A 14,392-nucleotide genomic window follows, 5' to 3' on the forward strand; every position below is an offset into this window, starting at 1 on the left:
TGGGCGCTTCCGCCTGCCCACCGTCCCCTTCGTGATGGAGAACCCACAGACGTTCGTGGTGTTCAACGGCGAACGCATCCGGCGCGGCGCGTTCGATTCCGCCGCCCACGCGGGCGATTTCGAACTGCAGCCCGGCGAAGCCGACCTGCCCATCGGCGCGCGCTGGGAGCGGGAGATTGCGCCGCTGCTGGCCACCATCGCCCACCACGGCGACCTCGGCTGGGAGGAGGTGGCCAGCCAGTACGACCAGTACTCGCTCGCGGAATTCCTTGAGTCGCGCGGGTGGTCGCAGGGCGCCATCGAACTGTGGGGCCTGCTCACCCATATGGAGCCGTTCATGAACAGCGCCTTCCTCGAGGTGCTGCGCGAGGAGGCCGGCCGCTGGTTCACCGATGTGGTCACCATCCCCGGCGGCATGGACCGGCTGCCGCGCGCCTTCCTGGCGGAGCTGGCCGGCTGCATCCGCTACGGGATGCGCGTCATCGCCATCCACCAGTCGCAGGAGGGGGTGCAGGTCCGCTGCCGCACCGTCGCGGGCGAACACACCTTCACCGCCGACCGCGCGGTGATCACCATCCCCTTCTCGCTGCTCCGCCACATCGAAATCACGCCCGCGCTCAGCCGCGGCAAGCAGCGGGCCATCCGGACGCTCTCCTACGACGCGGCCACGAAGATCTTCTTCCAGTGCCGCCGCCGCTCCTGGGAGGAGGACGACGGCATCGTCGGCGGCGTCTCGGTGACGGACCTGCCGATCCGCACGGTGGTCTACCCCGCCGGCGGCGAACCGGGCGGCCGCGGCATCCTCCTGGCCAGCTACACCTGGGCCGAGGACGCCCGCCGCTGGGGCACCCTCAGCCCCGAGGAGCGGCTCGCCCAGGCGATCGAGAACCTCGAGCTGATCCACCCGGCCGTGCGGCAGGAGTTCGAACTCGGGGCGAGCAAGGTCTGGCACCAGGACGAATTCGCCGGCGGGGCCTACGCCCTCTTCGAACCCGGCCAGCAGACGCACCTCTACCGCCACATCATCGCCCCGGAGGGGCGCCTGCACTTCGCCGGCGAGCACGCCTCGCTGGCGCACGGCTGGCTCCAGGGCGCGGTCGAATCGGGCCTGCGCTGCGTGGCCGAAATCCTGGAGCGCGCCGCCTAGCGGGAGCGTTCGTACGCCCCCAGCACCGAGAGGATCAGCTCCTGCAGGCGGGAGCGCGTCCACTGGCCGTTGCGCCGCTCCGGCCCTGCAGGGGTGACGCTGCCCTCGCCGGCGGTGCTGATGGTGACGGCGATCGACCAGCGCGAGCCGCCGGCGCGCCGCCGCTCGGCCAGGCTGAAGGCGAGGGTGTACTCCCCGGCGATGCGCAGCGTGAAGGCGGGGTTGGCCGTGCCCGGCGTGGGCTCGGGGCTGAGCGCGACATCGAGCGATGGGCCGTAGACGGCGCGGATGTCCTCGGCGGCCTCGCGCGCCCAGCCCCAGAGGGTGCGCAGCAGGGCGAACTGGGAGGCCTGATCGTGCGCGCCGGCAATGGCCCGCAGGGCGCGGCGCTCCGCCCAGGCGTCGCGCAGGGTGGCGACGCGGCTGCGGAAGGGTTCGCCGCTCATGGCATCCCTGGCCTGGGCGCGGCCGCGCGGCGGGAGAAGCTCTGGCAGGGGTGCATGGTTCGCATCGTGCGTCCGGGCGGTTTCGGGCGATTTGCGGGGGCGTTACGACGGTGTTTCGGGGCAGCGCAACGGGGCAGCGGAACCGCTGCCCCGTTGGACTATCGCAGGCGGGAAGGCGGCTAGATGGCCTTCGGGCCGCGCTCGTTGGTGCGGACGCGGATCACGTCGAGCACGTCGCTCACGAAAATCTTGCCGTCCCCGATTTCGCCGGTGCGGGCGTTATCAACGATGGCGTTGACCACCCGCTCCAGGTCCTTGTCGTCGACGACGATGAGAATCCAGACCTTGGAGAGGTATTCGACCCGGTATTCGCGGCCGCGCCACTGCTCGGTGATGCCGCGCTGCTTGCCGTGGCCCTTGACCTCGGCGACGGTGATGCCGCCATAGCCGAGCTCTTCGAGCGCCTCACGAACGAAGGGGAGCCGGGACGGGCGGATGATGGCATCGATGCGCTTCATGTGGTGTGCACTCCTCCCTGGAAGGTCCCCGGGGCCGGGCCGGCCCCGGGGCGGTAGCGTAGCGGCTCAGGCGCCGGGGCTGAAGACGCCGGGGCCGGTGGGGCCGAAGTCGGGGTAGGAATCGAGGCCGTGCTCGAGGAGGTCGAGCCCCTTCTCTTCCTCCTCCGGCGGGACGCGCATGCCGATGGTGTACTTGATGCCGAGGAAGAGGATGCCGGCCGTCACCACCACCCAGGCGATGATGGCGCCGGCGCCCACCAGCTGGGCCGCCAGCTGATCGAAGCCGCCGCCGAGGAGCAGGCCGTACTTGCTCGGGTCGCTGTAGCCGGCCTGCTCAAGGCCCGCTTCGCTCGAGAAGAGCCCGACGGCAATCACGCCCCAGAGGCCGCCGATGCCGTGCACCGGGAACGCGCCGACCGGGTCATCGATCTTGAGCACATCGATGGCGAGCACCGCGCCATACATCAGCACCGAGGCGACCGCACCGATGATCACCGCCGCCCACGGGTCGACCGTGGCGCAGGGCGCGGTGATGCCGACGAGGCCGGCGAGGATGCCGTTGATCAGCAGGCCGGGGTCGTAACGGCCAGTGAGCGCCTTCGAGTAGAGGACCGCAGCCACGCCGCCGGCCGCAGCGGCCAGGGTAGTGTTGACGGCGACCTTCGCCGCAAGCTCGGCCAGGCCGCCGGTGAGCCCGAGCGTGGAGCCCGGGTTGAAGCCGTACCAGCCGAACCAGAGGATGAACATGCCGAGCGTGGCGATGCCGATGTTGTGGCCGGGGATGGCGTTGACCCGGCCGCCGGGGCCGTACTTGCCCATGCGCGGGCCGAGGATTGCGGCGCCGACGAGGCCCGCCCAGCCGCCGACCATGTGGACCACGCCCGAGCCGGCGAAGTCGATGTAGCCGCTGGCGAGGAACGGGTCCTCGTTGAAGGCCGACATCCAGCCGTTCACATCCCACGCCCAGTGGACCACGATGGGGTAGATGAACCCGGAGATGACCACCGTGTAAATGAGGTAGGCGCTGAACTTCAGGCGCTCGGCGAGCGAGCCCGCCACGATCGTGGCCGCCGCAGCAGCGAAGGCGAACTGGAAGAACCAGCTGGCGAACCCGGCCGGGTCATCGAAGAAGAAGCTGCCCCAGCCGATGAAGCCGTTCGCCGAATCCGAGGCGCCGTAGGCGAAGCCGTAGCCGATGGCCCAGAACAGCAGGCCGCCGACGCAGGCATCGATCATGTTCTTCATCAGGATGTTCGCCGTGTTCTTGGAGCGGACGAAGCCCGCCGTCAGCATGGCGAAGCCGGCCTGCATGAAGAACACCAGGAAGCCGGCCACGAGGAGCCAGGTGGTATCGAGGGCCGATACCAGGTCGGCCACGGTCTCTTCGGTCGTCGGCTCCTGGGCGGAGGCGGCGGAGAAGACGGCCATGGCGAGGATGACGCCGCCCAGGATACCGAGCGGCCGGTGCAGGTGGCGCAAGGCCTTGCGCTGGAGCATTCGCATGAACCCCCGTGTGTTCGGTGCTGCCGTGCAGCCGAGATTCCCAGCGAGGGCGACCGGGGCCCCTCGGGCACTCGCTGGATGGCGGGAACGGTAGAGTCGCGGGGTTTCGTACCCGTTGCGGTCGCGTTTCGAACGAATTTCGGAACGATGACGTTGATGTTTCGGCCGGCGTGTCGGCTGGCTGCCCGACCAGCATTGGTGCGAGATTTCACAATCTTCCGGGGTGTGGTACGCTTCTCCGGGTTTGCCCCAATTCACTGCAGGAATCGCCCCGGGCCCGCTCCCCCGCACGAGGACCGGAAACGCGCAGGAGGCAAAGAAGGCCGCGTGAACATCGTCGTCTGTGTCAAGCAAATCCCCGACCCCGAGACGCCCGCCGCATCGTTCAAAGTCGATGAGGCGGCCAAGAAGGTGATCCCCGCCCAGGGCATCGCGCCGGTCGTCAACCCGTACGACCCGCAGGCCACCGAAGCGGCCCTCCGCCTGAAGGAGGCCGCCGGCTCGGGCAAGGTCACCGTCATCAGCCTGGGTCCCGATTCGGCCCGCGACGCCATCAAACACGCCCTCGCCATGGGCGCGGATGAGGGCGTGCTCATCACCGGGCCCGAGTTCGAGGACATCGATAACTTCCAGACCGCGAAGGCCCTGGCTGCCGCTATCCAGAAGCTCGGCGGCGCCGACCTCGTCCTCACCGGCCGCGCCGCCGCCGACTGGGACATGGGCGTGGTGCCGCTCGGCATCGCCCAGCTCCTCGGCGTGCCCTGCGTCACCGTCGCCAAGGGCATCGAGAAGAATGGCGCCGGCCTGAAGGTCGAGCGCGTCCTCGATGACGGCTTCCAGACGGTGGAGACGCCGCTCCCCGCCGTGGTCTCGGTCTCGAACGAATTCGGCGAGCCGCGCTACCCGCAGCTGCGCCAGATCATGCTCGCCGCCAAGAAGACCGTGCAGGTCTGGGGTGCGGCCGACCTCGGCATCAGCGGGCTCGGCAAGGAGAACCGCCTGCTCGAACTCGATGCGCTCTACGTGCCCAAGGTGGAGAGCAACGTCGAGATCATCGAGGGCGATACGCCGGAAGAGAAGGCCCGCAACCTGGCGCAGAAGCTCCGCGCCGCGAAGCTGATTTAAGGAGACGCACCCATGGCAGGCATCCTGGTTATCGCAGAAGCGAACGAGGGAGCGCTGGCTCCCATCTCCGGCGAACTGCTCGGGGCGGCGCGCAAGCTGGCCGGTGACGGCGCCGGCAGCGTCACGGCCTTCGTCGCCGGCAGCGAGGCGCTGGGCAAGGAGCTGATCGCCCTCGGCGCTGACGCCGCCATCGTCGATACCAACCCCGCCCTCAACGGCGCCCTCGCGGAAGTCTACCTCCCCGCCGTGCAGGCCGCCCTGCAGCAGAGCGGCGCTGAGATCGTCCTCATGGGCCAGACCGCCCTCGGGCGCGACCTCGGCCCGATGCTCGCCTTCGCCCTCGATACCGCCGTCTCGATGGAGACGGTCGACCTGAAGTACGAAGGCGGCAAGCTCCGCGCCACCCGCTCCTGCTACGGCGGCAACGCCCGCGCCGTGGTCTCCTTCCGCAACAACCCGGCGATCGCCACCGTCAAGGCCAAGTCGTTCGATGCCCTCGAGCCGGATGCGAGCCGCGCAGGCAGCGTGTCGACCATCGACGTGGCCGGCGAGGCCCGCGTCAGGGTGCTGGGCGTGACGAAGGCCGAGAGCACCGGCGTCCGCCTCGAGGATGCCCCGGTCGTCGTGTCCGGCGGCCGCGGCCTCGGCGACCCCTCCGGCTTCAAGATGCTCGAAGAGCTGGCCGCCCTGCTGAAGGGCGCCACCGGCGCCAGCCGCGCCGCCTGCGACCTCGGCTGGTACCCGCCGAGCCAGCAGGTCGGCCTCACCGGCAAGGTGGTTTCGCCCAACCTCTACATCGCCGTCGCCATCTCCGGCGCGAGCCAGCACATGGCCGGCATGGCGGGCTCCAAGAACATCGTCGCCATCAATAAGGACCCGGACGCCAACATGGTGAAGGCGGCCAAGTACGCCATCATCGATGACTACAAGAAGGTGGTGCCGGCCCTGATCGAGGAGATCAAGAAGCTCGGCTGAGGCCGCGAATCCCGGCGCGACGCACCGCGGAGGCGGGGGAGCTCCCCCGCCTCCGCCCGTTTCAGCGGCGGCGCAGCGCGAACCAGCAGACCCCCGCGCTCAGGACCAGCACCGCGGCGGCCGCCCGGAAGCCGGTTTCGTAGCCGGCCGGCGTTGTCCCCGCGAGGACGATGGCCGCCGGCCCCGCCGCGCGGGCGGCGGCCACGAAGAGCGCCTGCAGGCCAATGAGCCGGCCGAAGTGGGGGCCGCTGAAGCGCTCCGAGGTCACCAGCGCGCGGAGCGGGTACACCGCCCCGAAGACTGCGCCGAACAGGCTGACCACCAGCCAGACCTGCCACCAGGCATCGGCCACGGTCGAGACCACCGCCGCCGCGGCGAGGACGAGGAAACAGGCCGCGAGCAGGGCTGCGCTCGCGACCCTCCCCGCGAGCATCGGCAGGACGAGGCGGGCCGGCAGGCTCACCACCCCGGCCAGCGCCACCACCCCGGCCACCGCGCCCGGGGCGAACCCCCGCCCTTCGAGCTGGGCCACCAGGTGGAACTGGTAGCCGCTGAAGGCCACCGTCGCCACGAAGAACGCCGCCGTGAACAGCCAGAACCCCGGGGACGCGACGCGCAGCCCCGCTGCCGCCTCGCGGAAGAAGACCGCCGGTCCCGTCCGTTCCGACGCCGGCGCCGCGGGTTCGCGGATGGCGGCCGGCACCGCCAGTCCGACGGCGAGGAGGACCAGGGCGAGGACGCCCATCGCGCCCCGCCAGCCGAGAGCATCGACCAGCCAGCGGGTGAGCGGCGTGAAGATGGTGATCGAAAAGCCGGAGAGCAGGGTGAGCACCCCGTAGGCACGCGGGCGGGCCCCGGGCTCGAACCAGCGGTTCATGAGCACGTAGACGGGCTCGTAGAAGGTGGCGGCCATCGCCGGGCCGAGCACCACAATCAGGACCACGACGAACTGCCACGGCTCCCGGGAGGCCCCCAGCAGCGCCAGCCCGAGGCAGCCCAGCACCGCCCCGCCCGCCATCAGGCGGCGCGTCCCGAAGAGGTCGGCGACGGTGCCTGCCGCAATCGCCGCGACGCCGCTCACCAGGAGCGCCGCGCCGAAGCCGAGCGAGACCGTATCGGCGCCGAACTCGCCCGCCGGCCCGCTCTGCGTGACGAACACGCTGAACGCGTACGAGAGGGTGCCGTAGCTGGTGGTGATGAAGAGTGCGGCGAGCCCCACCTGCCACCAGCGGCGGGCGAGGGCAGGGCGAACGGCGGCGACCACAGCGGACACGGCTGCCAGTGAAGCACACATGCAGTCTCATCGCAATTTTTCGATGACCCGGGTTCGAACGATGCTCGCCGTGCCGTGTACCATAAGTAGACCCCTGCACCCGCGGCCGAACCGCCCGCGGCGCGCTGCTCGCGGCCGGCCGACACCCATCCCCCGCCCACCGGAGGGGCCCATGACCGCACCAACGACCGGCGACGGCGGCCAGGCGCGCGCCGCCCACCGCCTCTACGACGCCAACGGCAACCCTGCGACCGACCGGCCGTGGATTTTCCGCACCTACGCCGGGCACTCGAGCGCGGCCGCTTCGAACGAGCTCTACCGCAAGAACCTCGCCGCCGGGCAGACCGGCCTCTCCGTGGCGTTCGACCTGCCCACCCAGACCGGCTACTCCTCCGACCACCCGCTGGCGCTGCCGGAGGTCGGCAAGGTGGGCGTGCCGATCAACACCATCGACGACATGCACCAGCTCTTCGAGGGCATCCCGCTCGCGGAGATGAACACCTCGATGACCATCAACGCGACGGCGATGTGGCTGCTGGCGCTCTACATCGGCGTGGCCCGCGAGCGCGGCGAAGACGTGCGCAAGCTGCAGGGCACCACCCAGAACGACATCATCAAGGAGTACCTCGCCCGCGGGACCTATATCTTCCCGCCGGAAGCGAGCCTGCGGCTCATCGCCGAGATGTACGAGTTCTGCCTCGATGAGCTGCCGAAGTGGAATGCCTCCAACATCTGCAGCTACCACCTGCAGGAGGCCGGCGCCACCCCGGTGCAGGAGCTCGCCTTCGCGCTCGCCAACGCCATCGGCGTGCTCGATACGATCCGCGAGCGCGGCAAGGTCCCGCCCGCGCGCTTCCCCGAGATCGTGGGCCGCATCTCGTTCTTCGTGAACTCCGGCATCCGCTTCATCGAAGAGATGTGCAAGATGCGCGCCTTCGTGGAGCTCTGGGACGAGATCACGCAGGAGCGCTACGGCGTCACCGACCCCAAGCAGCGGCTCTTCCGCTACGGCGTGCAGGTCAACTCCCTCGGCCTCACCGAGCAGCAGCCCGAGAACAACGCCTGGCGCATCCTGATCGAAGCCCTCGGGGTCACGCTCAGCCGCAAGGCGCGCTGCCGGGCGCTCCAGCTCCCCGCCTGGAACGAGGCGCTCTCGCTGCCGCGCCCGTGGGACCAGCAGTGGTCGCTCCGCCTCCAGCAGATCCTCGCCTACGAAACCGACCTGCTCGAATACCCCGACATCTTCGATGGCTCCGTCGTCATCGAATCGAAGGTGAACGAGCTGAAGCAGCAGGCCCGCGAGGAGATCGCCCGCATCGAAGCCATGGGCGGCATCCGCGCGGCCGTCGAGTCGGGATACCTGAAGTCCCAGCTCGTGCGCTCGATGTCGGAGCGGGTCAGCCGCATCAACTCCGGCGAACTGGTCATCGTCGGGGTCAACCGCTGGACGGAGGGCCTGCCCTCGCCGCTGCTCACCGGCGAAGACGGCGGCATCTTCAAGGTCAATGAGGCCGAAACCCGCCGCACGCTCGAGGCGCTGGCCGCCGTCAAGGCGAAGCGCGACCCGCAGGCCGTGGCCGAGGCCCTCGCCGACCTCGAGGACGCGGCCCGCACCGGCCGCAACATGATGGAGCCCTCCATCCGCTGCGCGCTCGCCCGGGTCACCACCGGCGAATGGGCCGATACCCTCCGCCGCGTCTTCGGCGAATACCGCCCGCCCACCGGGGTTGAAGGCCAGCGCCTGTTCGTCGATGGCGGCCGCGTCGCCGAGGTGCGCGAGCGCGCCGAAGCGTTCGTGCGGCGCACCGGCCACCGTCCGCGCATCGTCGTCGGCAAGCCGGGGCTCGACGGGCATTCGAACGGCGCCGAGGTGATCGCCGTGGCCGCCCGGCACTGCGGCTTCGATGTCGTCTACTCCGGCATCCGCCTCACGCCCGAGGAGATCGTCCAGAGCGCCGTCGAAGAGGCCGCCGATGTCGTCGGGCTCTCCATCCTCTCCGGCTCCCACCTCGACCTCACCCGCCAGGTGCTCGAGGGGCTGCGCGCGGCCGGCGCCGGCGACATCCCCGTCATCGTCGGCGGCATCATCCCGAAGGACGACCACGCGGCCCTCCGGGCGATGGGCGTGCGCCACGTCTTCACCCCGGCCGATTTCGACCTCGCCGATGTGATGCGCCGCATCATGGACGTGGTCGAAGACCAGGCCGGGGTCGGCGCGCGGTGACCGGCGCGGCGACGGGGGTCGCGGACCTCGTCGCGGGGGCGCTGGCGCTCGACAAGTACCCGCTGGCGCGGCTCATCCGCCTGTTCGAAGACCCCCGCCCGGAGGCGCTCGAGGCGAAAGCCGCCGCCATCGCGGAGTTCGAGGCGCGCGGCGCAGCTCCGCAGGCGATGGTCGCCGGCTTCACCGGCACCCCCGGCAGCGGCAAATCGACGCTGGTGGGCGAACTGGCCGCGCGCATGGTCGCGAGCGACCCGTCGGCGAGCGTCGCCGTGCTCGCGATCGACCCCTCGAGCCACCGCTCCGGCGGCTCCATCCTCGGCGACCGCACACGGGTCCACTTCCCGGTGGGCGAACGGCGGCTGTTCTTCCGCAGCCAGCCTTCGGAACAGGAGCTGGGCGGCATGGGGCGCGCCACCTACCCCGTGATTCGCGTGCTCGAACGGCTCTTTTCGTACGTGTTCATCGAAACCGTGGGCATCGGCCAGAGCGAGGTCGAGGTCGAGCGCGTGGCCGACCGCGTCTACCTCGTGCTCCAGCCGATGGGCGGCGACCAGGTGCAGTTCATGAAGGCCGGCATCATGGAGGTGCCGCACGCCTTCATCCTCAACAAGTGCGATGTCGGCGCGGCCGCCCGGCGGAGCTACCACGCCCTGCGGGTGAGCATCGATTTCGCCCGGCCGGGCGAAGCCGAACCGCCGCCGATCTTCCGGGTGAGCGCCCTCTCCGGCGAGGGCGTCGATGAGGTGCTGGACGACCTCCGCGCGCACCGGGCCGTGCACGATGCCGCCGCACGCGGCGAGCGCGACCGTTACTTCCTGGAGCGCTGGGTGCGCGATGAGTACGGCCGCTTCGGGCTGGCGCTGCTGGCGGAGCAGGGCGGCGCCGCGGGGCTGCTCGCCCGCGCCGGGGGCTTCGAAGCCGCCCAGGCGGCCTACCGGGCACCGGTCGCGCCCCCGGGCTGAGCCGGGCTCAGCGTTTCCGCGCCGGGCGCGGCGCCGGGCAGATAAGGTGCTCGACGTCGAGGTCGCCCCAGGCCCGCTGGAGATACTCGGCCGCCAGGCGGCGGTGGCAGCGGTCGGGGCGGTCCTCGCTGCAGAGGAGGACGGCGCCATCGAGCAGCTCCCGCGGCACCGCCTCGGCAGCCCGGCGCGCATCCAGCAGCTGGAGGTAGGCCGCCTCGCAGGCCGGCCACGTCAGCTTCCCGGCGCGGTAGCCGCCCAGCAGCTCGTCCGTCGGCGCGAGGTCGAGCCGGTGGACGCAGTCGATGCCGAGGAGCTGGCGGAGGAAGTAGGCCGGGTCGTCGCGGCGGGTGAAGCCGGCGAGCTGCGAAACGTTGTTCAGGCGGCTATCGACAAGCCGCCTCGGGCCCCCTGCGCGCAGGGTCTCGAAGAAGCCCTCCGCCGTGGTGCCCGTACAGCCGATAGTCCAGAGTTTCACGCGCCGGGCCCCCGGGGAGTTTCGCCCCTGCCGCGCGCGCGGGGCAAGGGGGTTCAGCTGCGGCCCGGCGCGGTGATGCCGTCGAGGGCGAGCGGCAGGGTGGGCGCGGGCTCGCCGCGGCCGTCGGAGGCGAGGATGGCGCGGTAGAGCTGCTCGTGGCGCAGCACATTGAGGCTTGCGCTGAAGTGGCGCTCCACCCGGCGGCGGCATTCGCGCCGGTCGAGCTCCCTGGCCCGCCAGCAGGCCTCGGCGGCGTCATCGAGGTCGCGGCAGTGGAAGCCGGTGACCCCATCGAGCACCACCTCCGGCACCGAGCCGCGCGGGAAGGCGATGACCGGCGTACCGGCAGCCATCGATTCGATCAGCACCAGCCCGAACGGCTCGGGCCACTGGATCGGGAAGAGCGTGGCGAGGGCGCCGCGGTAGGCCGCCAGCTTCTCCTCGGTCGGCGGCTGCTGCTTCACTTCGACATCGAGGCCGCGCAGGCGGGGCCGAACTTCGGCCTCCCAGTACTCGTGCTCGAGCCGCTCGTTGATCTTGACCACCATCAGCAGCGGCAGGCCGGCGCGCCGGGCGATTTCGATCGCCTCGACCGGGCCCTTCTCCGGGTTGATGCGGCCGCAGAAGAGGAGGTAGTCGCCCGGCTCGGCGCTGAAGGGGAAGGCCGCCGGGTCGATGCCGTTGTGGATGACGGCCGCCCGCGTCCCGGCGGGCAGCGTCGAGCGCTGGTGGTGGCTGATGGCGACGAGGTGGGCGCGGCGGCCCAGGGCGGCGATCAGGTCGCGGTTGGCGTCGGTCACCGGCCCATGCAGGGTGTGGACCAGCGGCACCGGCAGGGCGGCGCCGGTTACCGGCCCGAGGAAGGTGTGGTCGTGGATGATGTCGAATTCGCGCCAGTGGTCATAGGCGGCGAGGATGTGGCGCGCCTCCACGGCGGGGTCGCCGAGGAGGGCAGAGGGCGGCTCGGCGAAGGTGGCGACGAGCCGGGCTTCGGTGCGGGAACCGCCCGCGGCGAAGAGGGTGACCTGGTGACCCCGCCGGGCAAGCCCATCGGCGAGATAGCCGACCACCAGTTCGATGCCGCCATAGCCGACCGGCGGAACGGCGAACCACGGCGGCGCAACGATGGCGATGCGCATCGTCTCCATGCTGCGTACCCCGGTGTTCGAATCGTCGTTGGGTGGCGAAACGGCGAGCCGGCAGGCTCGCGGCCCTGCGGTTATGGTGGCTGGCCGCGAACCGGGGCGTCAAGATGCGGCCGGCTCAGGGCAGCCGGGCGTGCAGCCCTGTCGCCGGCCAGTTATCGGTCAGGAGGACGGCGACATCACCGCGGACGTCCTCGACTTCGACCGCCACGCCGGAGGCGCCCCGCCGGAAGGCGAGGTCGATGGCGGCATCGGCGAAGCGCAGGTTCGAAAGCCGCGCCCAGCGCAGCGGCGGCGGCAGCAACGGCCGGGTGATTGCGAGCGTGCGCGGGCCCGCCGGGCGGACGCCGAGCAGCGCGGCCAGCACATAGGGCAGGCTGGCCGCCGCCCACGCCTGCGGCCGCGAGGCGACCGGGTAGGGCGTCGGCACGAGGCGCAGCTCGCGCGGGTCGCCGCAGTAGAGCTCGGGGATGCGGTAGGCCGGGAAGGCGAGGGCGGCCTCGATGAAGGCGGTGCCGAGCTGGAGGGCGAGGTCATCGAAGCCGTAGCGGCGGAGGCCGGCGAGGAAGATCGCGTTGTCGTGCGGCCACACCGAGCCGGTGTGGTAGCCGAGCGGGTTGTAGCCCACCACCCCCGCACCGAGGGTGCGGATGCCCCAGCCGCTGAAGAGGTCCGACTGGAAGGCGCGGGCGGCTGCCGCGGCGGCGCGGGCGCGGTTCGCAGCCCCTGCCCAGAGCACGTGCCCCGTGTTGGAGGCGGGCGTTGGCACCGGTTCCCGGGCACGTTCGAGGCAGAGGGCGAAGCCAAGCCCCGGCAGGCCGAAGCGCTCGTCGAGCACGACAAGGAGTTGGCTCGCTGCCCGCGCCGCGCCGGGGTCGGGCTGGCCGCAGGCGGCGGCGAGGTCGGCGAACGCCTGCAGCCCGGCCCAGGCGTAGGCCTGCACTTCGACGAGCGCGATCGGCGGTGCTACCAGCCGCCCATCGGGCCAGCGGATGGCATCGTGCGAATCTTTCCAGCCCTGGTTTTCGAGGCCGGCCGCCGAGCGGCGCTCGTAGGCGATCACGCCGCCGTAGCGCTCCAGTTCGCCGAGGCACCAGCGCGCGGCAGCTGCCAGCGCGGGCCAGAGTTCGCGGATGGCCGCCAGGTCGCCGGTCCAGGCCAGGTACTCCTGGGCGGCGAGGAGGAAGAGCGGGGTGGCATCGACGCTGCCGTAGTAGCGGCCGAAGGGCACATCGCCGGCGCGCGCCAGTTCGCCCCAGCGCAGCTCGTGCGGGATCTTGCCGGGCGCCGCGTCGGAGGCCGGGTCCTGCTCCCGCGCCTGGTAGCGCGCGAGCACCTGCAGGGCGGCCCCGAGCAGGCGGGGCGCGAACGGCGCCAGGAAGATGCCGGTCAGCAGGCTGTCGCGGCCGAAGAGGGTATCGAACCAGGGCACGCCGGCGGCGATGAATTCGGTGTCCTCGAAGCGGGTGCGCAGCGCGGCAATATCGAGCAGGGCGCGCTCGGCAGCGTGGGTCAGCGGTTCGTAGTCGCACTGGAAGCGGGCGAGCCCCTCGAGGAAGGCGCGCTCCTCCGCCTGCACGCGCGCCACCACCAGCGGAAGGGGGCTCCGTTCGCGTTCGCCATCGACGCCGACCCGCACCTCGATGACCACCGTCTCGCGGGGCTCGAGGGCGAGCTGGTAGACCGCCGCGCCGGGGGCGAGGGCGGCCGGGGGCGGGTCGAAGCGGAGCGAGGTGCGCCGGGTGACGCCATCGGCGCCGGTGTAGCGGTAGCGGACGCCGCTGCGCCCGGCGAGCACATCCGCGGCGCCGCGCGGGGAGCGTCGCTGGAGCCCGCGCACCTCGAAGATATCGCGGAAATCGGCGTCAAATTCGATGCGCACCTCGAAGCGCTGGGTCCCGGGGGCGTAGTTCGAAATGGTGAGCGACTCGGCGACCCCGCGCCGCACGACGCGGCGGCGGCGAATGACGAGCGCCCGCCCGGGGACCACGGTGCCCGCCGGGTCGGCCATGGGCGGGTTGGTGAAGACGGCAGAGAAGACGGCGCCGGACTGGCTGGCATCGAGCAGGATCGGTTCGACGCCGCCGAGGGTGAGGCGCAGGCGCGAGAGGTGACGGGTGTCGCGCGTGTACAGGCCCGTGGCATCGTGGGCGGCCGCGTCGATATCGCCGTGCTCAAGGGTGACCAGCGAGACGCCAGCGTTGCGCAGGATGACGCAATCGGTAATCGAGCCGGCCGGCTGGGGCTCTTCGCCGATGGTGAGCCAGCCCGGTGCGGGCACGCGGCGGGCGGTGCTCATGGCGCGTCCCCGATTCTCGCGCGGGCGGGCCGAACGGTCCACAGCGGCCAGTAACGACCAGGCGTTCGCGTTTTCCGAGTGACGGATGTCATTGCCGTAATTGCAGGTCTCTGGAACGTAGGGCTGCGCCTGCCGATGCTGGGAGCAGGGAGCTGCCCGCTCGGGGCAGCGGGCCGAATCCGCCACGGCGGAGCGGGGGACCCACCCTTGGGGTGAATCCTCTCCGCGGGGGGAGGACGGGCGCTTCCGCCCGAACCCGTCAGCTGACCTCGCAGGCCGCGGAAGCAGAACCAGCAGGGG

The 14,392-nt window shown here is 71.3% G+C and carries 12 protein-coding genes and 1 riboswitch; of the genes, 5 read left to right on the top strand and 7 right to left on the bottom strand.

What is annotated here, in order from left to right:
* A partial coding sequence (locus VAE46_RS12180) for a flavin monoamine oxidase family protein (RefSeq protein ID WP_322797208.1) occupies positions 1–1,147 on the top strand: 1,147 nt, incomplete at its 5' end.
* Here VAE46_RS12180 and VAE46_RS12185 read toward each other — a convergent pair.
* The 3 genes from VAE46_RS12185 to VAE46_RS12195 all read right to left on the bottom strand — a co-directional run bounded on the left by VAE46_RS12185 (position 1,144) and on the right by VAE46_RS12195 (position 3,608).
* The gene (locus VAE46_RS12185; protein WP_322797209.1) at positions 1,144–1,593 is read right to left on the bottom strand and encodes a hypothetical protein; all 450 of its coding nucleotides are present in this window, start codon (positions 1,591–1,593) and stop codon (positions 1,144–1,146) included. The two genes, VAE46_RS12180 and VAE46_RS12185, sit on opposite strands and share 4 nt — an antisense overlap.
* Positions 1,594–1,772: 179 nt before the next feature.
* Positions 1,773–2,111 (bottom strand): P-II family nitrogen regulator, encoded by a 339-nt coding sequence (locus tag VAE46_RS12190; protein WP_322797210.1) that lies wholly within the window; start codon positions 2,109–2,111, stop codon positions 1,773–1,775.
* Between the two features lie 66 nt (positions 2,112–2,177).
* Positions 2,178–3,608: an ammonium transporter gene (locus VAE46_RS12195; protein WP_322797211.1), complete on the bottom strand. Its 1,431-nt coding sequence runs from the start codon at positions 3,606–3,608 to the stop codon at positions 2,178–2,180.
* A 333-nt stretch (positions 3,609–3,941) separates the two neighbouring features.
* Here VAE46_RS12195 and VAE46_RS12200 point away from each other — a divergent pair, with 333 nt between their 5' ends.
* Together VAE46_RS12200 and VAE46_RS12205 are read left to right on the top strand one after the other, a co-directional pair.
* The gene (locus VAE46_RS12200) at positions 3,942–4,739 is read left to right on the top strand and encodes an electron transfer flavoprotein subunit beta/FixA family protein (protein WP_322797212.1); all 798 of its coding nucleotides are present in this window, start codon (positions 3,942–3,944) and stop codon (positions 4,737–4,739) included.
* Positions 4,740–4,751: 12 nt separating this feature from the next.
* Positions 4,752–5,714 carry an electron transfer flavoprotein subunit alpha/FixB family protein gene (locus tag VAE46_RS12205; RefSeq protein WP_322797213.1) on the top strand — a complete coding sequence of 321 codons (963 nt, stop codon included), beginning with the start codon at positions 4,752–4,754 and terminating at the stop codon, positions 5,712–5,714.
* Between the two features lie 61 nt (positions 5,715–5,775).
* Here the strand turns inward: VAE46_RS12205 and VAE46_RS12210 are convergent, their stop codons facing one another.
* On the bottom strand, positions 5,776–6,987 hold the full coding sequence (locus VAE46_RS12210) for an MFS transporter (RefSeq protein ID WP_322797214.1): 1,212 nt from the start codon (positions 6,985–6,987) through the stop codon (positions 5,776–5,778).
* Between the two features lie 172 nt (positions 6,988–7,159).
* On the opposite strand from VAE46_RS12210, the gene VAE46_RS12215 reads away from it, so the two are divergent.
* Positions 7,160–9,211: a protein meaA gene (locus tag VAE46_RS12215; protein WP_322797215.1), complete on the top strand. Its 2,052-nt coding sequence runs from the start codon at positions 7,160–7,162 to the stop codon at positions 9,209–9,211.
* Positions 9,208–10,173 (top strand): hypothetical protein, encoded by a 966-nt coding sequence (locus tag VAE46_RS12220; RefSeq protein WP_322797216.1) that lies wholly within the window; start codon positions 9,208–9,210, stop codon positions 10,171–10,173. Before VAE46_RS12215 ends, VAE46_RS12220 begins: the two co-directional genes overlap by 4 nt.
* Before the next feature lie 7 nt (positions 10,174–10,180).
* On the opposite strand, the gene VAE46_RS12225 is transcribed toward VAE46_RS12220, so the two are convergent.
* The 3 genes from VAE46_RS12225 to VAE46_RS12235 form a co-directional block, all read right to left on the bottom strand.
* The gene (locus tag VAE46_RS12225) at positions 10,181–10,648 is read right to left on the bottom strand and encodes a DUF488 domain-containing protein (protein ID WP_322797217.1); all 468 of its coding nucleotides are present in this window, start codon (positions 10,646–10,648) and stop codon (positions 10,181–10,183) included.
* A gap of 53 nt (positions 10,649–10,701) precedes the next feature.
* The gene (locus VAE46_RS12230) at positions 10,702–11,796 is read right to left on the bottom strand and encodes a glycosyltransferase family 4 protein (RefSeq protein ID WP_322797218.1); all 1,095 of its coding nucleotides are present in this window, start codon (positions 11,794–11,796) and stop codon (positions 10,702–10,704) included.
* Positions 11,797–11,911: 115 nt separating this feature from the next.
* Entirely contained in the window at positions 11,912–14,092 is a 2,181-nt protein-coding gene (locus tag VAE46_RS12235; RefSeq protein ID WP_322797219.1) for a glycogen debranching N-terminal domain-containing protein, read from the bottom strand.
* A gap of 161 nt (positions 14,093–14,253) precedes the next feature.
* A riboswitch (cyclic di-AMP (ydaO/yuaA leader) is annotated at positions 14,254–14,385 on the top strand.
* The last annotated feature ends 7 nt before the right edge of the window (positions 14,386–14,392 follow it).

The sequence above is a fragment of the Tepidiforma sp. genome, assembly GCF_034433535.1.
GTDB lineage: Bacteria > Chloroflexota > Dehalococcoidia > Tepidiformales > Tepidiformaceae > Tepidiforma.